Source organism: Bacillus sp. FJAT-26390 (assembly GCF_001682865.1).
Classification (GTDB): domain Bacteria; phylum Bacillota; class Bacilli; order Paenibacillales; family Paenibacillaceae; genus Pristimantibacillus.
The window spans coordinates 815,238-832,735 of record NZ_MAQX01000001.1; the positions used below are offsets into that span (position 1 = coordinate 815,238).

21 protein-coding genes are annotated in these 17,498 nt (G+C 48.6%); 19 read left to right on the top strand and 2 right to left on the bottom strand.

The features are described 5' to 3' along the window. Positions 1-17 precede the first annotated feature (17 nt). From pucD to fabI, 16 genes are all read left to right on the top strand, one after another. Positions 18-2,294: a xanthine dehydrogenase subunit D gene (gene pucD, locus A7975_RS03830; RefSeq protein WP_065384170.1), complete on the top strand. Its 2,277-nt coding sequence runs from the start codon at positions 18-20 to the stop codon at positions 2,292-2,294. A gap of 6 nt (positions 2,295-2,300) precedes the next feature. Further along, on the top strand, positions 2,301-2,801 hold the full coding sequence (locus A7975_RS03835; protein WP_065384171.1) for a (2Fe-2S)-binding protein: 501 nt from the start codon (positions 2,301-2,303) through the stop codon (positions 2,799-2,801). Then, positions 2,798-3,283, top strand: coding sequence for a nucleoside deaminase (locus A7975_RS03840; RefSeq protein ID WP_065384172.1), 486 nt, complete (start codon positions 2,798-2,800; stop codon positions 3,281-3,283). The genes A7975_RS03835 and A7975_RS03840 overlap by 4 nt, the downstream gene beginning before the upstream one ends. Beyond that, positions 3,280-3,780 carry a 2-oxo-4-hydroxy-4-carboxy-5-ureidoimidazoline decarboxylase gene (uraD, locus tag A7975_RS03845; protein ID WP_065384173.1) on the top strand — a complete coding sequence of 167 codons (501 nt, stop codon included), beginning with the start codon at positions 3,280-3,282 and terminating at the stop codon, positions 3,778-3,780. Before A7975_RS03840 ends, uraD begins: the two co-directional genes overlap by 4 nt. A gap of 17 nt (positions 3,781-3,797) precedes the next feature. Next, the gene (gene pucL / locus A7975_RS03850) at positions 3,798-4,757 is read left to right on the top strand and encodes a factor-independent urate hydroxylase (protein ID WP_065384809.1); all 960 of its coding nucleotides are present in this window, start codon (positions 3,798-3,800) and stop codon (positions 4,755-4,757) included. After that, positions 4,754-5,137 carry a hydroxyisourate hydrolase gene (gene uraH, locus A7975_RS03855; protein WP_065384174.1) on the top strand — a complete coding sequence of 128 codons (384 nt, stop codon included), beginning with the start codon at positions 4,754-4,756 and terminating at the stop codon, positions 5,135-5,137. The genes pucL and uraH overlap by 4 nt, the downstream gene beginning before the upstream one ends. A gap of 74 nt (positions 5,138-5,211) precedes the next feature. Beyond that, the gene (add, locus tag A7975_RS03860) at positions 5,212-6,273 is read left to right on the top strand and encodes an adenosine deaminase (protein ID WP_065384175.1); all 1,062 of its coding nucleotides are present in this window, start codon (positions 5,212-5,214) and stop codon (positions 6,271-6,273) included. Positions 6,274-6,466: 193 nt separating this feature from the next. Continuing rightward, on the top strand, positions 6,467-7,408 hold the full coding sequence (locus A7975_RS03865) for an ADP-ribosylglycohydrolase family protein (protein ID WP_065384176.1): 942 nt from the start codon (positions 6,467-6,469) through the stop codon (positions 7,406-7,408). Between the two features lie 26 nt (positions 7,409-7,434). Beyond that, the gene (locus A7975_RS03870; RefSeq protein ID WP_065384177.1) at positions 7,435-7,965 is read left to right on the top strand and encodes a hypothetical protein; all 531 of its coding nucleotides are present in this window, start codon (positions 7,435-7,437) and stop codon (positions 7,963-7,965) included. Positions 7,966-7,986: 21 nt separating this feature from the next. Further along, the gene (locus tag A7975_RS03875; RefSeq protein WP_053375885.1) at positions 7,987-8,166 is read left to right on the top strand and encodes a hypothetical protein; all 180 of its coding nucleotides are present in this window, start codon (positions 7,987-7,989) and stop codon (positions 8,164-8,166) included. A 59-nt stretch (positions 8,167-8,225) separates the two neighbouring features. Next, positions 8,226-8,501, top strand: coding sequence for a hypothetical protein (locus A7975_RS03880; protein WP_141680190.1), 276 nt, complete (start codon positions 8,226-8,228; stop codon positions 8,499-8,501). A gap of 70 nt (positions 8,502-8,571) precedes the next feature. After that, positions 8,572-9,036 carry a GNAT family N-acetyltransferase gene (locus tag A7975_RS03885; protein WP_065384179.1) on the top strand — a complete coding sequence of 155 codons (465 nt, stop codon included), beginning with the start codon at positions 8,572-8,574 and terminating at the stop codon, positions 9,034-9,036. A gap of 39 nt (positions 9,037-9,075) precedes the next feature. Beyond that, positions 9,076-9,636, top strand: a complete 561-nt coding sequence (locus tag A7975_RS03890) for a DUF6886 family protein (protein WP_255314150.1) — start codon at positions 9,076-9,078, stop codon at positions 9,634-9,636. Positions 9,637-9,697: 61 nt separating this feature from the next. Continuing rightward, positions 9,698-10,549, top strand: a complete 852-nt coding sequence (locus A7975_RS34655) for a DinB family protein (protein ID WP_255314151.1) — start codon at positions 9,698-9,700, stop codon at positions 10,547-10,549. Between the two features lie 108 nt (positions 10,550-10,657). After that, positions 10,658-11,248: an AAA family ATPase gene (locus tag A7975_RS03900; RefSeq protein ID WP_176707662.1), complete on the top strand. Its 591-nt coding sequence runs from the start codon at positions 10,658-10,660 to the stop codon at positions 11,246-11,248. Positions 11,249-11,277: 29 nt separating this feature from the next. After that, on the top strand, positions 11,278-12,054 hold the full coding sequence (gene fabI / locus A7975_RS03905; RefSeq protein WP_065384182.1) for an enoyl-ACP reductase FabI: 777 nt from the start codon (positions 11,278-11,280) through the stop codon (positions 12,052-12,054). 72 nt (positions 12,055-12,126) lie between these two features. Here the strand turns inward: fabI and nagZ are convergent, their stop codons facing one another. Beyond that, positions 12,127-13,386, bottom strand: coding sequence for a beta-N-acetylhexosaminidase (gene nagZ / locus A7975_RS03910; RefSeq protein WP_053375892.1), 1,260 nt, complete (start codon positions 13,384-13,386; stop codon positions 12,127-12,129). Between the two features lie 219 nt (positions 13,387-13,605). On the opposite strand from nagZ, the gene A7975_RS03915 reads away from it, so the two are divergent. Continuing rightward, positions 13,606-14,805, top strand: coding sequence for an oxalate decarboxylase family bicupin (locus A7975_RS03915; RefSeq protein ID WP_065384183.1), 1,200 nt, complete (start codon positions 13,606-13,608; stop codon positions 14,803-14,805). Between the two features lie 65 nt (positions 14,806-14,870). Here A7975_RS03915 and A7975_RS03920 read toward each other — a convergent pair whose 3' ends face one another. Next, entirely contained in the window at positions 14,871-15,233 is a 363-nt protein-coding gene (locus tag A7975_RS03920) for a winged helix-turn-helix transcriptional regulator (protein ID WP_053375894.1), read from the bottom strand. 170 nt (positions 15,234-15,403) lie between these two features. Between A7975_RS03920 and A7975_RS03925 the strand changes: the two genes are divergently transcribed. Continuing rightward, positions 15,404-16,603, top strand: a complete 1,200-nt coding sequence (locus A7975_RS03925) for an MFS transporter (protein ID WP_065384184.1) — start codon at positions 15,404-15,406, stop codon at positions 16,601-16,603. Positions 16,604-16,635: 32 nt separating this feature from the next. Beyond that, positions 16,636-17,478, top strand: a complete 843-nt coding sequence (locus A7975_RS03930; protein ID WP_065384185.1) for an aldo/keto reductase — start codon at positions 16,636-16,638, stop codon at positions 17,476-17,478. Positions 17,479-17,498 lie beyond the last annotated feature (20 nt).

Sequence of the window (17,498 nt, forward strand, 5' to 3'; positions counted from 1 at the left end):
CGGGGAGGATGAGGCATATGCTCTTAAACCGCGTAAGCAGCGCGGGACGATGGCGAATTCGTCCTGACGGGCTAGGCAAGGTAACTGGCAGCTTGGCTTATTTAACGGATATGGCTAGGGAAGATATGTTATACGGTCTTGTGCTGCGAAGCGAGCATCCGCATGCACGGATCGTATCCATCCAGACGGATGCGGCAAAGCAATTGCCGGGCGTTCATGCGGTGCTCACCTATCTGGACGTTGCAGGCTTGAATGCTTTTGGGATCGCTCACCCGGATCAGCCCGTTCTGTGCGAGGACCGCGTCCGATATGTGGGGGATGCGCTGGCGACGGTAGCGGCTGACAGTATCGCGATAGCCCAGCATGCGATTGAATTAATCAAAATCGAATACGAGATTTTACAGGTTGTTGATGATCCCGAGCAGGCGCTGCTAGCGGATTCGCCGCAGCTGCACCCTAAGGGGAATGCGATGCATCATACAACGTTCAGCAGAGGGAATGCGGAGGATGGATTCAAACAGTGCACTCATATTATAGAAGAAACTTATTATACGCCGCGTCAAATGCACACGTATATGGAAACGGAAGGCGGCTTGTTCGTACCTGAGGAAGATGGCCGGTTGACGGTCTACTCGCCGACGCAGCATGGCTTCATGGACCGGATGCAGCTATCCCGAATTTTGGCGAAGCCGCAGGAAGAAATACGAATCGTTTCAAGCCCGATCGGCGGCTCGTTCGGGGGCAAGGATGAATTGAATGTGCAGCCATACGGCGCGCTGCTGGCTATGCATACAGGAAAGCCTATTAAAATGCATAATTCCAGACAAGAATCGGTTCGCGCAGGCTTAAAGCGTCACCCTATGAAAATCAAGATGAAAACGGGCACGGATGCGTCAGGCAAGCTGCTCGCGCATCAAGTGAGCATTATTTCTGATACGGGTCCTTACTCCACGCTTGGCGCAGAGGTGCTTAATTTCGCGACGGAGCATGTCATTGGTCCTTACAGGTATGAGCATTTGGATGTAAAAGGGGTCTCCGTGTTCACGAATAACGGCATGTCCGGCGAGTTTAGAGGCTTCGGCGGCAATCAAGCGATCTTCGCGCTAGAGGGTCAAATGGATCGGCTTGCCGAGCTGCATGGCATGGAGCCTTGGCACTTTCGCAGACTGAACATGCGCCAGGTGGAGGATCTTGGACCGCTCGATCAGCCCATCGCGATGACGGACGGTGCCGAGCAGGTATGGGCAGCCATAGCCAAATGCCCATTGTGGCAGGAGAGAGCAAGCATGGCTGATGCAGGCTTGACCTGCGAAGAGCCTTGGATAAAGAGGGGGATCGGCGCTGCCTTCACGATGCATGGGGCGGGCCTTGGCGTTGGCATTCCTGATCCGGCCGGCGGACGCTTGGCGCTTGCGGCTGATGGGAAAATCGAGGCGGTATTCGGTTATGAGGAATTTGGCCAAGGCTTGATCGCGACGCTTACGCAAATGCTGATCGAGCAGTTCGGTTTGGCGGAGGAGGATATTCGAATCATTATCGGGGATACGGATGTCGTACCCGACAGCGGTTCAACGACGGCATCGCGCGCCACCGCCATGATGTGGAAATCGCTGCAACGATTGAAGAAGCCTTTTACGGAGCAAATGCTGCTGAAGGCAGGTGTTCGCCTTAAATGTTCGGAAGATCGGCTTCGGCTTGGCGAAGGCGGGATTCGGGAGACATCTAGCGGCGAGCTAATGCTAACTTATGAAGAGCTGGCAAGAGCGGAAGGCAGTCCCATCCGCTGCGAAACGTCTTTTGCGTTTCCCACATCGCCAACTGAACGCGTAGGCGCACATTTTATGTACACGTATTCTGGCGTTGCCGTCAAGGTTGAGCTGAACACGTTGACAGGGCGAGTCAAGGTGCTTCAGCAATATCACGCAGTGGCGGCTGGACCGGTCATCAATCCGCAGGGCTTTCTCGGACAAATCGAAGGCGGAAGCAGCATGGCGCTTGGTTTTGCCCTTATGGAAGATGCCCTTATGGATAAAGGCCATTATATAACGCGAAACTTGGACACGTATCTAGTACCAACGATCGTCGATCAAAGCGGCTTGGTAGAGGTCGAGGCGATTGAACAATTGCCTGAAAAGGATGACTACGGCCCTCGCGGCATCGGTGAGGTTGGTTCCGTGACGCTCGCTCCTGCTATTGCGGCAGCCATTCGGCAGGCAAGCGGCAAATGGGTTGCGAAACTGCCGGTAGAGCCTAGCTTTTTGCAGGAAGCGCCATTTTTTCTGACAAAGGAGTGAGAGGGAATGACGGATAGTGCTGCAAAGGCTGGAACGGGATTTGCATTGCAATGCTCCATAAATGGTGGAGAGAAAACGATCGAAGCAGCGCCATCAACACGCTTGCTTACGATACTAAGAGATGATCTAGCGCTGACGGGAACGAAACGCTCTTGCGAAATAGGACGGTGCGGCGCCTGTATGGTGCTGATGGATGGCAAGGCGGTCAATTCTTGCTTGACGATGGCTTACCAATGCTCAGGCTCACAAATTACAACGATTGAAGGCGTAGCGCCAGGAGTGATCGATCCGATCCAGCAAGCGTTTCTGGAGGAGGGGGGCTTTCAATGCGGCTATTGCACGCCGGGCATGGTCATTTCCGTCAAAGCGCTGCTCGATGAGCATCCAGATCCTGCCGAGGATGAAATAGCGGAGGCTTTGTCAGGCAATATTTGCCGCTGCACGGGCTATGGGGGAATATGGCGAGCGGTAAAACGAGCGATCGAAGGGAGGCGAGAAGCGAGATGACAAATACGGATAAGCATTTATTTTATTTATGGCGCAGCATTGAAGTGTCGCGGGAGGCGAGACAGTCGGGAAATACGCCATTTGGCGCCATTCTTGTGAATGCAGAGGGCGAGATTGTGCTTGAGCAAGGCAATGCGGAAATTACGGAATCCAATTGTACCGGTCACGCAGAAAGAACATTGATGGAGGAAGCCTCCAAACGTTACAGCAGAGATGAGCTTTGGCATTTTACGCTTTATACGACGGCCGAACCTTGCGCGATGTGCGCAGGCGCTATTTATTGGGGCAACGTTGGCACAGTCGTTTACGGCATTTCAGAGAAGCGATTAGCCCAGCTAACAGGAGACGATGAGCAAAATCCGACGTTAGATTTGCCTTGCCGCATCGTATTTGCGCAGGGACGCAAACCAATTCAAGTAATCGGCCCGTTTCCAGAGGTGGAAGAGGCGGCGATTGCGGTTCATGAGGGGTATTGGAAATGAAGATAACGATTGAACAAATAAATGAAAGCACCCGTGAGCAATTTGTCGAGCTGCTAGGCGAAATTTTCGAGCATTCCCCATGGATCGCCGCTTCCGCTTACGCGGCGCGTCCATTCGTTACGGTTGAAGCCCTGCATGCAGCTATGATCAATGTCGTTCGTGAGTCTAGGGTAGAAACGATAGTAGACTTGTTCCGCGCACATCCCGATTTAGGCACTCGGCTTGCCGTTGCCGAGTATTCCGCTCAGGAGCAGCAGGGAGCGGGGCTGAACCAGCTAACAGCCGAGGAATATAACCAGTTTTACGGCTTGAACCAAACGTATTTGAAAACCTTCGGTTTTCCGTTCATTTTAGCGGTGCGAGGCAAGAAGAAGGAAGACATATTGGCAGCGATGGAAGCTAGAATATGGCATACGGCCAGCGAGGAAGCGGAGCAGGCGCTGCTGGAAATCGAGAAGATATCCGGCTTTCGCTTAAAAGATCTCATCATAGAGTAGAGAAGGGATGGATGGTCATGCTAAAATTACGCAGTGGTCGAACGCTTTATTATGGTAAAGGGGATGTGCTCAGTTATCGAACTTACGCTGCCCCGCTTGTGGTCAAAGCGATACCGGAATCACCATATAAAGGCGATAGCAACGTTATTTTCGCCCATAACATAACCTTTTCGGTGAGCAGCGAGGTGCTCTTAACCTCCTTCACGGAAGGGGACAATACGCAGGTCGTAGCTACGGACTCGATGAAAAATTTTATTTTGCGCCAAACGGCAAATTATGAGGGAAGCACGACAGAAGGACTGCTCGCTTTCATCAGCCAAAGGTTTCTGGAGCGTTATCCGCATATCGATGCCATTGAGATTAGTGCCGATCGGCTGCCGTTTAGCTCAGTCACCGTAGCGGTAGGCAGCGAGTGGAGCGATAGTCAGCTCGTCTTCCGACGGTCGCATAATGAGCATGCCAGCGCAGCTCTGAAATGGATTCGCACGGCTGATGGCGCAGCGCTTGCTGAGCAAGAAAGCGCTTTGTCGCATATTCAGCTAATTAAGGTTAGCGGCAGCTCCTTCTATGGTTTCGTTCGTGATGAGTATACAACTTTGCCTGAGAGCTTTGATCGGCCATTATTTATTTTCCTTGATATTTTTTGGACGTATGCGGATGCAGAGGATGCTTTCGATAGCACGCGCGGCGCCTATGTGCCTTCCGAGCAAATTCATGATCTCGCACATACGCAGTTCCATTCGGAGAACTCGCCGTCGATCCAATATTTGATTTACCGAATTGGGAAAAGCATCTTAACGAGATTTCCGCAGCTTGCGGAGGTTCGCTTCGAATCGAACAATCGGACATGGGAGACGATCGTCGAGCCGGATCACGCTGCAGCAGCCGGCGTATACACGGAGCCGCGCCCGCCTTACGGGTTCCAAGGCTTCACGCTTACGAGAGCTGACCTTGATGAAGGGACAGAGCCGTCATGAGCGGGCGAATCACGACTCATGTTCTTGATCTGGCAGGCGGGAAGCCGGTTATCGGCATCGCGATTGAGCTTTGGTATTTGGGCGAGACAGCCGCAAATGCGGATGGCTTGCCAGCACCGAAGTTAATTGGAGCTTATAAGACAAATAATGACGGGCGCGTTGATCATCCTCTGCTTGAGGGAGACGATATTAAGCCTGGCATATATGAGCTGATTTTTGCGGCTGGCGAATTTTTTCGGCGGTCGGCGCATCTCGCTGCGATTGAGGGAAGCATCTTTGAATGGATTCCGATTCGTTTCCATATTAATGATGCAAACTCGCATTATCATGTTCCGCTGCTAGTCGCGCCAGGCGGGTACAGCACCTATCGCGGAAGCTAGCCTTCGCTTCATGCAAGATGTATACAAGCTATTACGGATGTGTATGATTAGGTATTATAAAGGGGGACTTGGCGATGACGTTAACAAATGAACAATCGGCAGCAGGAAAGGCGTTATTGCCGCAGCTGCCAAAGGTCGATTTGCATGTGCATCTGGACGGAAGCGTAAAGCCAGACACGTTAAAGGAGCTTGCTCGCGAGCAAGCGCAGCCTTTGCCAATAGGCTCGGATACCGAGCTGCAAGACCATATGCGAGTAGGAGAGCAGTGTGAGAGCTTAAAAGAATATTTAAGCAAATTCAGCTTCGTATTGCCTTATTTGCAGACGGGAGCAGCATTAGAGAGAGTGGCATTCGAGGTTGTTGAACAAGCCGCAATGAACAATGTGAAATATTTGGAGGTGCGCTTCGCGCCTCAGCTGCACCGCGAGCTAGGGTTATCCGCACATGAGGTTATTCATCATGTAATCGTAGGCTTGAAGCGCGGCGAGCAAGCCTTCGGAACGGCAGCGAGGGCGATCATTATTTGTTTGCGAAGCCATTCTTATGAATGGAATAAGGAAGTAATCGATGAAGCGGCCCTTTTTTATAAAAAAGGAGTCGTTGCGGTTGATTTGGCCGGTGATGAAGCATCGTTTCCAGCTAAGCTGTTCCGTCAGCTGTTCGAAAGCGCTCAGCGGCTTGGCTTGCCTGTCACCATTCATGCGGGTGAAGCCGCAGGCGCAGAAAATGTTCGCGAAGCGATTACGGCTCTTGGCGCCGTTCGAATCGGCCATGGCGTAAGAATGCTGGAGGACCCCGCTGTTGTAGCGCTTGTGAAGGAGCGGCAAATCCCTCTTGAGATGTGTCCGCTTAGCAATATTCAGACGAAGGCCGTTTCGGATTGGGATGCTTATCCGCTGCGCCGTTACATGGAGCTAGGGATTGTCGTTACGGTGAATACAGACAATATGACCGTATCCGATACGACGCTTCTGAAAGAGTATGAGCTGCTGATGGAGCATTGCGGCGTTACGCTGAACGAGATCGTGATGATCATTATGAACGGCGTTAAGGCAGCATTTGCGGAGGAAGCGGAGAAGCTGGCATTGATAGCAAGATTCGAGAGTGAGTTCGCAGCGCTTGGCATACAAATCTAGCTGCCGAGTGTGGCTTTGATCAATTAAAGGCTTTGCGCCTAGTCATAGGCGTGGAGCCTTTCTTTGTATTTATGCTGGTAATTCCTCTGAAATCAGGCGATGACGGGATGGATGATGTTTCCAAATGCTGCTAGCGTTGGTATACTGGTAGGAGCGATAGCCGATTTTACGCTAAAATGGAGGTTACCATACGATGACTAAAGTACGCGATGGTATACTTGGACTTTGCGTTGGAGACGCGCTTGGCGTCCCTGTAGAGTTTCGTTCCCGCAGTGCCTTGAAGAACAGCCCTTTGACCGATATGATCGGTTTTGGCACGCATTCGCAGCCGGCCGGCACATGGTCAGACGACAGCTCGTTAGTATTTTGTTTAATGGAAAGCGTTGCTGCGTTTCCTCAATTGGATCTTTATGATTTGGCCGAACGGTTTGTGCAATGGTTAAAAAAGGGGTATTGGGCCCCTCATGGCATCACATTTGATGTGGGGATCGCTACGGCAGATGCCATTAACCATTTTCGATATAACTGCATTCGGCCAGACTTAGCCGGCGGTTCCGATTTGTACAGCAACGGGAATGGGTCTTTAATGCGTATTTTGCCGCTGGCTTTCTTATTAAAGGAAGAAGCGATTGAGGATCGATTGACGCTTGTAACGCAGGTATCTTCGCTTACCCATCGGCATCAGATCTCCATTATCGCCTGCGTTATCTACGTGGAGCTTGCGATACATTTGATGAATGGCCTAAACTTGGAGGATAGCATCGCACAAATGAGACTAACCATTCATGATGCCTATCAGGATGCTGGTGCGGATGAGCATTTAAAACCATTTGATCGTGTGTTAAACGACGATATGAGCAAGCTTGCAGAAGAAGATATTCAGTCTTCGGGTTATGTAGTCCATACGCTGGAAGCGAGCATTTGGAGCCTGCTGACTACGGGCAGCTACAGCGAAGCGGTGCTGCGTGCAATCAATTTAGGCGAGGATACCGATACGACGGGCGCGGTAACCGGTGGATTGGCGGGTCTCTATTATGGCTTAGATGCGATTCCGGCAGGTTGGGTGAATCAGCTGGCAAGGCTTGAAGAGATTAACCATCTATGCAGCAGATTTGAAGCAGCGGCAAACCTATAATATTTACAGATCAAGGCGGCGATAAGTTGGATCAACAAGCACAAAGAGCAAAAGAGCTGCTCACCTCCTATTATGGGAGTTATTTTCAGATGCACCGTGATGGAAAGTACGAAGAATATAAAACCTACGATGTGGCAAAAGAAACCGAAACCGAATGGCTTGAGGAGTTAATTGTCAAGTTTGCCGGCGAGCTGTCCATAAGGAACTGGGATGCGGTTATCCAGCTATGGTCTTTAGCGAAAAACTTTCCGGACAGCCGGATTTTGGACCATGTGATCGCTTTTACGGACAGACATCTTATGTCTTCGGACAGCATCGTTAAGCTTATGTATGCCGAGCATATTATTTTGATCATTAAGCTGGTAAAAGATAAAAGTTCGACTGAGCAGCTGCACAACGCTTATAAAGTAACGGCACTCCTATTGGAGGACATTATTGCGAAGCCGCTCATTATCGATCCCGGACATGAGCTGCAGGACTTCCAGATCAAAGATAAAAAATCTTTGAATAATCGGGCGGCCAAGAGCATTGAATTGATCAAGGAGATGCTTCATTAAGCGAGATAGGGAGTGATTGGGATGAACAAGTTTCATCGATTATCCATTGCTTATTTATTCGTTGGCGTCGTATTTGTCATAGGCGGCATGTCGTTAAAATCAGCTCTGGCCTATTCGCCATTAATTGGGTGGATTTTAGGGCTGGCCTCTTTTCTCACAAGCACCTACTATGCATCTAAAGCAAAGAAGGACGAAGACTAGAAGAATTATAGATTTTGAGAATAGCATTGATTATGCGGAAAAGCTTTTTGGAGGATCTTATGAATAAGCGGAGTAAAATAATTTTTTTTATTGGATTGCTGGTCTTAATGCTGGCCTTTTTTAGATGGAATCATTATGCGACTTTAACAACGTCGCAGGTGAAGGTAATTGAGGTGAGTACGGATGAAATTGTCGTTGAGAAAATGAGCGGAGACCGCGAAACCGTCCAAATACCAAAGGGCATTTATAAATTGATCGAAGTAAATCAGGAATACTCAATCAAATACGAGCATCGAAAATGGGAAAAGCCGACACTGGTATCCATTGAGCCATAATGGGAAAATTGACTGTTTTAGGCGGAGTTTAAACTTACTATCATCTTACCCAACAAGAGGAGAAAACCATATGCAAAAGGTTACATTAAACGTCGTTACCCCTCAGAACGAGGATTTACAAATGCTGATCCGTAAGCTCGATGAGGATTTGCTGGAGCGTTATCCTGCGGAAGAAATTTTCGGGCTCGATTTTACGGATGAGAAGGTCAAGGACATTTTATTCCTCGTTGCTTATGATAACGAGATCCCGGTAGGCTGCGGCGCGATTAGACCGTTGGACGAAGAGTCAACAGAGCTGAAGCGTTTTTTCGTGGACGAAAGCTATCGAAATAGAGGCATCGCGAAGCAGATTTTATTCGAGCTTGAGGCGAAAGCAAAAGCGATGCATTTTCGCAGCATCAAGCTCGAAGCAGGGGAAGCGCAGCCGGAGGCGCTCAGCTTTTATCGGAAGCATGGTTATTCGTTGATTGATAGATTCGGCATTTATGTGGATAGCGAGAGCAGTGTCTGCTACGAGAAGCAGCTGCAAGAGTAAACAGGAAGGGGAGTCCCTTGTGGTCCGGAAGCCATTGAAATGAGGAATGTAAGCATGCTGTACCATTTTAGCGAAGAACCCGATATTGAACGATTTTTCCCACGCCTGCAAAAGGCTTATCCTCACCTGAAACCGGTCGTGTTTGCGATTAACGAGGAACAAGCGCTGCATTATTGTTTCCCAAGGGACTGTCCTCGGGTTATTTACTGGAAAGCAGAATGGAGCAGCGAAGAGGATATCCAGCATTATTTCGCAGAGACCAGCGTCGATAAAATCATCGTAGTGGAAAATGATTGGCTGGATCGTATCCGTCAAACCCCTCTTTATCGTTATACGTTTGCCGAAGATAGCTTCGAGCTATTTGACGAGGCGAGCACCGCCGGGTATTACATCTCTTATGCTGAAGCCGAGCCTGTGAAGGTTGAGCGCGTTTACGATCTTATCGGTCAAATCGTTAAGCAGCGGGTCGAGCTGAGATTTACGCCTAACCTGCATCCGATCAGAAACCGAATTATCGCGTCAACGCTGGACTTTTCCATTATACGGTTCCGTAATGCGAAGCCTTTAAATATTGGAGGAGTGTACGATGGAATCAATTGATAAGCAGGTTTTAGCAGCACGGCATTAAAATAGAGTAGTACAGAGAGACGAGGGGACGCTTATGAATCTACAGCCATCAAAAACGTTCGGTTTGGGGATCATGTCGAGCTCGGTCGTTCTTCTAAATGCCATCGTCCAGTTTACGATGATTTATGAGAATGGCGGTTCTGAGGTATTAGGCTTTTTCTTTTTTGCCGGAGGGTTGGTTATCCTTGCTTTCTTGATCATACAATTGATTGATGTGATTACGAAAAATCGATTTGTCATTCAAGCAAAATTGGTCAGCAAGTATAAAAATACCATATACATCCTAAGAGCGGATGGGAAGGTTAAGCGGATTAGAATTATTGTCCCTGAGATTATGGACCAGCTGGAATTGGATCAGATCGTAGAGATCACGTTCTCTTCGCTCGCTCGTGTCCCGCTACATATTGTTGCGGCCGGTCAACATCATCCGCCTGTGTCACTCAAAACCTTTGAACATGCCGCATGGGCTAACCGGCAGATTTTTGAACTCCTTCAGCAAGGCAATGAGCCAGCAGAGAAGCCTCTCGTTTTGTTTGGACATGTGCTCGCCGCGGAGCAGATATGGCTTGCCCGGATTAACGGGGAGGACGCATCGGCATTTCCCATATGGCCTGAGTATTCGCTTGAGAAGTGCGAGGAGCTTATGCAGCAGAATATGAGTGGTTATCAATTGTTATTCGCTAGACTGAAGGCCGTTGATTTTAACGAAAAAATCGCTTATCCAAATAGCAAAGGGAACCTATTTCATACCGCGATAAACGATATATTAACCCATGTTTCCTTGCACGGCAGCTATCATCGCGGTCAAATTGCTTCGTTGATCAGACAAGGCGGAGGTACTCCCATAAATACGGATTACATTGCTTTTGTGAGACAATTGGAATAGCGGTTGGAGTAGCCGAATATTTTTTGTTCGAAGAAATAGAAGTTGAATATCTTAAAAGTTATCGTTAGTATAGAACAGTGATGTGAGTTTGGAATCGAGGTGACGGTCGTGATCTTATGGATTAATGGCGCATTTGGGGCGGGGAAGACGCAGACTGCGCATGAGCTGCATCGAAGAACGGAAAACTCATACCTGTATGATCCGGAGAATGCGGGTTATTTCATAAGAAAAAACGTTCCGGCAGCGGTCCAAAAGGGTGATTTTCAAGATTATCCGATGTGGCGGGAAATGAATTACGCGATGCTGAAGTATCTCGATGAATCCTACGACGGGATGATCATCGCGCCGATGACCATTGTGAATCCGCAATATTTTGATGAAATTGTCGGACGCTTAAGGGAGGATGGAGTCGTTGTCCATCACTATGCCTTATGTGCATCGGAAGAGACGCTCATGAAGCGGCTTCGGGGCAGAGGCGAGCGAAAAAACTCGTGGGCGGAGCAGCAAATAAAGAGATGCGCGGCAGGTTTATCGGACGAGATTTTCCGGTATCATCTGGATACGGATCAAACGACCGTGGTGCAAAACGTGGAGCAAATCGCATCGATGTCGAATATTAGCTTATTGCCGGATCAAAGAGGCAAGTTCAAAAAAGCGTATGACCGCGTATTGACGCAGGTTAAACATATACGATTCTAATGATGGATGAACCAACTAGGAGGAACAGCATGTCTAACTTAATGGAAAACAAAGTAGTTGTCGTGATGGGCGTAGCGAATGAGCGCAGCATCGCATGGGGAGTGGCGAAGTCGCTTCATAACCAAGGAGCTAAGCTTATTTTCACTTACCGCAAGGAAAGATCTTTAGAGAAGCTGAAGAAGCTATTGGAGCAGCACCAAATAGAAGCTTTGCAGACGGTATCCTGTGACGTGCTGGATGATAGCAGCGTAACAGCAGCGTTTAACGAAATTCAGCAGGCGAATGGCATTATTCACGGACTCGTTCACTCGGTTGCTTTTGCCGATAAGGACGAGCTTCAGGGTGAATATGTGGATACGACAAGAGAAGGGTATTTGCTGGCGCAAAACTCAAGCGCCTATTCCTTCGTAGCCGTTGCGCGCGAAGCGAAACGTTTGATGACAGAAGGCGGCAGTATCGTTACCCAAACCTATATTGGGGCTGAACGTGTTGTGAAAAACTATAATGTTATGGGCGTAGCGAAAGCCGCGCTCGAAGCAAGCGTGATGTATTTAGCTGAGGATTTGGGGAAATACGGCATTCGTGTCAACGCGGTATCCGCAGGTCCGATCCGCACGCTTGCCGCAAAAGGCGTATCAGGCTTTAACGATATCATGTCCACCATTGAAGAAAGAGCGCCGCTTCGCCGCAACATTGACCAGGAAGAGGTTGGCGATGCGACGATGTTCCTACTGAGCCAATTGTCCAGAGGAATCACGGGCGAAGTTCTCCATGTCGACTCCGGATATCATATTCTGGGCTTGTAAGCGACTGAGCTGGTTTTGATAAATGAATGAGGAAAGGCCGTCTATGAAGGAATAGACGGCCTTTTTATGATGCTATTTTCCTGCTGCTAACGCGGCTTCGATTTGTTTGTTTACCGCTTTAACGTCTATGCTCTTAACGGGCGTATCGGCAAGCTGGTATTTTGCTTTAAGCTTTAAGATGCGATAAACGCTCTGATCAAGCATATCCTTCGGAATATCTCCATCCCGCGCGCTTTGCTTAAGCGCCTTGAGAACCGATAATTGTATCGCATTGTCATGTCCGATCAGAATGATATCGCTGCCAGCCTGAATCGACCGGACTGCGGCCTGGCCGACATTAAAATGTTCCGTAATGCCGCCCATGGTCATATCGTCCGTAATGACGACGCCCTCGTACCCTAAGTCGTCACGGAGCATATCTTTAATTATTTTTTTGGAAATGGATGCCGGATATTTCTCATCGATTTTCGGGATCAATAAGTGAGCAACCATGATGGCATCCGCATTTTGCTTAATCGCCCTGACGAAGGGGAGCAGCTCGAATGCTTCGAGCTGTTGCCTGGTTTTGTTGACGACTGGCAGATCGAGATGCGAATCAACCGAAGTATCCCCATGGCCAGGAAAATGCTTGACCACGGCTGCTACTTGCTTGGATTGTATCGCTTTCATCGTTTCCATTCCGTGCGAAATGACGGTATCAGGATCTGCCCCGAAGGAGCGATTGCCGATCACCGGGTTTTTGGGATTGCTATTAATATCAAGCACAGGGGCAAAATCCATGTTAAAGCCAAGCGCATGCACTTCTTCGCCAAGCGCCTCGCCGATTAGCTTCGTATAGGCTGCTTCATTTACCCGTCCCACATCTGCTGCGGGAGGCAGCTTTATAAATTGTTCAGGCATGCGGCTAACCTTGCCGCCTTCCTGATCCAGACTGAGCCAAAGCGGAGCGGTATTCGCTTCATTGGCAGCTTTCAGCTGATTAAGAAGCTTTAAGGTTTGGGCAGCGTCTGTCATATTATCTTTATATAAAATAAATCCGCCGATTCGATACTGCTCGATCATCTTTTTGGCATCATCTTGTATAGTAGTGCCTTCTAGGCCAACAAGCACCATTTGGCCAATTTTCTCATCCAGCGTCATAGCAGCTATTTGCTCTTTGATGGGATCAATGGTTTCTGTCGGTTCGGGTTCAACCGTCGGTTCCGTTGTTGGCTGCAAGCTTGGACTAACAATCGGCGCAGGTGAAGGAGCTTGATTGGTTGGTGCGTTAGCCTTGCTGCAGCTGGCGCAAATGATCAAAATTGAAAGGATGGCAACGATTTTTTTGGACATCAATTATTCCTCCTTTGTTGCAATATCCCCTTGAACGGTTCTTTGCATACCTTACAATGGTTTTTTATCCAGACGGCTTCCTGCTCCTTATAGTTGCAGATACGATTGTAAGGTCTCTCATAAGAGGAGTGGTAAAAACAACATATTGCTCGTTTCTCCATCATAAACTGTATAGGTTACGAAAGCTATCGTTACCTTATCCAACCTATGAGGAGGAGAATGATGGACAATTCGCCTCGGAACCAAAGCAGCTACGGCCATGTCCCGCAGCCGATCAGAAAGAGTGATGGCGCAGGCGGCGTTGACCTGGGACCCCGGGATATTATGCGCGACAAAGAAAATCCGAACATGTTCGTGCCTCCGGTTACGGACTCTGGCTTGCTGCCTAACATGAAGTTTTCCTTTTCAGATGCGCATATGCAGTTAAATCAGGGCGGGTGGTCACGCGAGATCACCGTCCGTGATCTACCCATTGCCACTACACTTTCAGGCGTTAATATGAGCCTGACGGCTGGCGGCGTCCGCGAGCTGCATTGGCATCAACAGGCCGAATGGGCGTACATGCTGCTTGGCAATGCGCGCATTACCTCAGTCGATCAGGCAGGACGGAACTTTATCGCAGACGTCAGCGAGGGGGATCTTTGGTATTTCCCGCCAGGCATTCCCCATTCGATTCAAGGCTTGGAGGGCGGCTGTGAGTTTTTGCTTGTCTTTGATGACGGCAATTTCTCTGATCTGAACACGTTATCCATCTCGGATTGGTTTGCGCATACGCCGAAGGAAGTGCTGTCTGCAAATTTTGGCGTGCCGGAGTCGGCTTTCGGCAATATTCCAACCGATCAGGTTTATATTTTTCAAGATGAGGTACCGGGCTCACTGGAGAGCCAGAAGGTACCATCACCCTATGGCACGATCCCGTTAAGCTTCACTCATCGTTTGCTGGCGCAGCCTCCATTCAAAACACCCGGAGGCAGCGTGCGAATTGTGGACTCCTCAAACTTTCCGATTTCGAAAACGGTAGCAGCGGCATTAGTCGAAATCGAGCCGGGAGGCATGCGGGAGCTGCACTGGCATCCGAACAATGACGAGTGGCAGTATTATCTCGCTGGCCAAGGCCGGATGACTGTATTTGCGGGAAATGGAGTTGCGCGCACCTTTGATTACCGAGCGGGCGACGTGGGGTATGTCCCGTTCGCGTTTGGACACTATATTCAAAACACGGGTGACCAGACATTATGGTTTTTGGAAATGTTCAAGAGCGATCGGTTCGTTGATGTATCTTTAAATCAATGGATGGCTTTAACGCCGCGCGAGCTGGTTGCGGATAATTTGATTGTCGGGCCGGAGCTGCTGGACGCGCTTCGCAAGGAGAAATGGCCGGTCGTGAGATATCCTGGCTTTGCCTATATACCGAAATAAGGCGACAAACAAAAAGAAGAATTTCCAGATTGCCGATCAGGCCAATCAGGAAATTCTTCTTTTTGTTATTTATTGAGGATGCTTTCTTCCAAGACGTCGTATTTGTTGCCATACACCTTAACGATATGATTTTCTCCCCAATTACAAAGGGAATCGAGTATGCTTTTCAAGCTTTGCCCGTATTCGCTGAGTTGATATTCTACCTTAGGGGGAACCTGATTATAGACGATTCGATTAATGATGCCGTCGTCCTCCAGCTCTCTAAGCTGCTGGGTAAGCATTTTTTGCGTAATATTCGGCATAAGCCGTTTTAAATCGCTCGTACGTTTCGTTCCATGGGTCAAATGACAGAGGATTACGCATTTCCATTTGCCTCCGATCACTTCGAGCGTCGCTTCTACGGAAATATTGTATTTCTTTTTGCTCATGTTTTTCTCTCCTATCTGAAGTTATAGGTACTTTTTAGTACCTATAGTACTTTTAAGTGCGTACTGGTCATTTCACCTTACATAAACGATAATAACATTCATCGGCCGATACAGCTACAACATTTTAATTGAACAACTGACCATACTTGAAAGAATAGGAGTGAAGGGGCATGGCTATAGAGAGAAAAAGAAGCACGCTTGCTTTGCTTGCATTAGCAGTCAGTGCCTTCGCAATCGGAACAACCGAATTTATAAGCGTCGGGCTGCTGCCGCTTATTTCGAAGGACTTGAATATATCAGTCACGACGGCAGGTTTGACCGTTACGTTATATGCGCTTGGCGTGACCTTTGGAGCGCCGATCCTGACTTCATTAACGACGAAAATACCGCGAAAAGCGTTGCTGCTATGGATAATGGTCGTTTGTATTATCGGTAACACGATTGCAGCAACTTCATCATCGGTCGAGATTCTGCTTATCGCTAGAATCATTTCAGCCTTGTCGCATGGGGTGTTCATGTCCATTGGCTCAACGATAGCAGCCGATGTTGTTCCGCCAAATCGGCGGGCAAGCGCAATTGCTATTATGTTCACAGGGCTAACCGTCGCGACGATCACCGGTGTTCCGATCGGCACGTTTATCGGACAGCAGCTCGGGTGGAGGGCTGCATTCATCGCAATCGTCATCGTGGGCGTCATCGCTTTTATCGCCAACAGTATTCTTGTGCCATCTGATTTGCGCAAAGGAGCACCCATTAAGATTTCGGAGCAGCTCAAGCTTTTTACAAACGGTCGGTTAGTGCTATTGTTTATCATTACGGCATTAGGATATGGCGGAACGTTTGCAGTCTTTACTTATTTAGCCCCTATGCTCCAAGAAATAACCGGCTTTAAAGCACAGCAAGTCACGATTATTTTGCTCGTATATGGTATCGCCATTGCGATAGGAAATGTTATTGGAGGCAAGCTTGCTAATAAAAATCCGCTTAGGGCATTATTCTATATGTTTGTCGTACAAGCTGTCGTGCTGTTCGTGCTTAGCTTCACGGCACCTTTTAAAATCGCGGCGCTGCTCACGATCATATTAATGGGATTGTTCCACTTCATGAATGTGGCAGGGCTCCAGGTTTATGTCGTAACGCTTGCCGAGCGGTTCATGCCAGGCGGTGTAGATGTCGCATCCGCGCTTAACATTGCTGCATTTAATGCCGGCATTGCTATTGGCGCCTACTTAGGCGGCGTCGTTACGGATTCAATTGGCCTGATCCATACCTCTTGGTTCGGCGGCATTATGGTCGTCGCTGCTGTCATCCTAACAGGCTGGAGCATGCGTTTGGAGCGCAAAGATAGCGGGAAAGAAGTTAATATCTAATCCTAATCCTATAATTTATTGGAGGAATAATCATGATGAATCATTTACAAGCTACTACTACATTGCATAACGGAGTGAAAATGCCTTGGTTTGGATTAGGGGTATTTAAAGTAGAGGAAGGCGATGAGCTGGAAAATGCAGTTGCGTCAGCCATTAAGAATGGCTATCGCAGCATCGACACGGCCGCTATTTATGGCAATGAAGCGGGCGTAGGCAATGGCATTCAGCAAGGTTTGAAGCAGGCGTCGCTTAACCGCGAAGATTTGTTTGTTACCTCGAAAGTATGGAATGCCGATCTGGGTTATGAGTCGACATTAGCTGCTTATGAAGCGAGCTTATCGAAGCTTGGCTTACAATATCTTGATCTTTATCTGATCCACTGGCCTGTGGAAGGCAAGTTCAAGGAAGCGTGGCGCGCTCTTGAGACGTTGTACAAGCAAGGTCGAGTGAAAGCGATCGGCGTGAGCAATTTTCAAATTCATCACCTTGAAGAATTGATGAAGGATGCTGAAATCAAGCCTATGATCAATCAGGTGGAATATCACCCGCGCTTGACGCAGCTCGAATTGCGTAGCTTCTGCAAGGAAAACGGCATTCAGTTTGAAGCGTGGTCTCCTCTTATGCAAGGGCAGCTGCTGGATAACCCGCTCCTAATGGAAATTGCTGAACGCTACAACAAATCCGTTGCACAAATCATTCTAAGATGGGATCTGCAAAACGGCGTCATCACCATTCCGAAATCGACGAAGGAAGCAAGAATTATTGCTAACGCTGAGGTGTTCGATTTTGAACTCTCTTCCGATGATATGGACCGGATCAGCGGGCTGAACGAAAATCTTCGAGTAGGGCCGGACCCGGACAACTTCGATTTCTAATAGCAAGAAGCAAAGCGACA

Excerpts from the sequence above, each read along its gene's own strand:
- pucD (WP_065384170.1), top strand. The coding sequence starts at position 18 with ATGCTCTTAAACCGCGTAAGCAGCGCGGGACGATGGCGAATTCGTCCT.
- A7975_RS03890 (WP_255314150.1), top strand. The coding sequence starts at position 9,076 with ATGAGGAATGTAAGCATGCTGTACCATTTTAGCGAAGAACCCGATATT.
- A7975_RS03885 (WP_065384179.1), top strand. The coding sequence starts at position 8,572 with ATGCAAAAGGTTACATTAAACGTCGTTACCCCTCAGAACGAGGATTTA.
- nagZ (WP_053375892.1), bottom strand. The coding sequence starts at position 13,386 with ATGTCCAAAAAAATCGTTGCCATCCTTTCAATTTTGATCATTTGCGCC.
- pucL (WP_065384809.1), top strand. The coding sequence starts at position 3,798 with ATGCTAAAATTACGCAGTGGTCGAACGCTTTATTATGGTAAAGGGGAT.
- A7975_RS03915 (WP_065384183.1), top strand. The coding sequence starts at position 13,606 with ATGATGGACAATTCGCCTCGGAACCAAAGCAGCTACGGCCATGTCCCG.
- A7975_RS03925 (WP_065384184.1), top strand. The coding sequence starts at position 15,404 with ATGGCTATAGAGAGAAAAAGAAGCACGCTTGCTTTGCTTGCATTAGCA.
- A7975_RS03930 (WP_065384185.1), top strand. The coding sequence starts at position 16,636 with ATGATGAATCATTTACAAGCTACTACTACATTGCATAACGGAGTGAAA.
- uraD (WP_065384173.1), top strand. The coding sequence starts at position 3,280 with ATGAAGATAACGATTGAACAAATAAATGAAAGCACCCGTGAGCAATTT.
- A7975_RS03875 (WP_053375885.1), top strand. The coding sequence starts at position 7,987 with ATGAACAAGTTTCATCGATTATCCATTGCTTATTTATTCGTTGGCGTC.
- A7975_RS34655 (WP_255314151.1), top strand. The coding sequence starts at position 9,698 with ATGAATCTACAGCCATCAAAAACGTTCGGTTTGGGGATCATGTCGAGC.
- add (WP_065384175.1), top strand. The coding sequence starts at position 5,212 with ATGACGTTAACAAATGAACAATCGGCAGCAGGAAAGGCGTTATTGCCG.
- A7975_RS03840 (WP_065384172.1), top strand. The coding sequence starts at position 2,798 with ATGACAAATACGGATAAGCATTTATTTTATTTATGGCGCAGCATTGAA.
- A7975_RS03865 (WP_065384176.1), top strand. The coding sequence starts at position 6,467 with ATGACTAAAGTACGCGATGGTATACTTGGACTTTGCGTTGGAGACGCG.
- A7975_RS03920 (WP_053375894.1), bottom strand. The coding sequence starts at position 15,233 with ATGAGCAAAAAGAAATACAATATTTCCGTAGAAGCGACGCTCGAAGTG.
- uraH (WP_065384174.1), top strand. The coding sequence starts at position 4,754 with ATGAGCGGGCGAATCACGACTCATGTTCTTGATCTGGCAGGCGGGAAG.
- A7975_RS03880 (WP_141680190.1), top strand. The coding sequence starts at position 8,226 with ATGAATAAGCGGAGTAAAATAATTTTTTTTATTGGATTGCTGGTCTTA.
- A7975_RS03835 (WP_065384171.1), top strand. The coding sequence starts at position 2,301 with ATGACGGATAGTGCTGCAAAGGCTGGAACGGGATTTGCATTGCAATGC.
- fabI (WP_065384182.1), top strand. The coding sequence starts at position 11,278 with ATGTCTAACTTAATGGAAAACAAAGTAGTTGTCGTGATGGGCGTAGCG.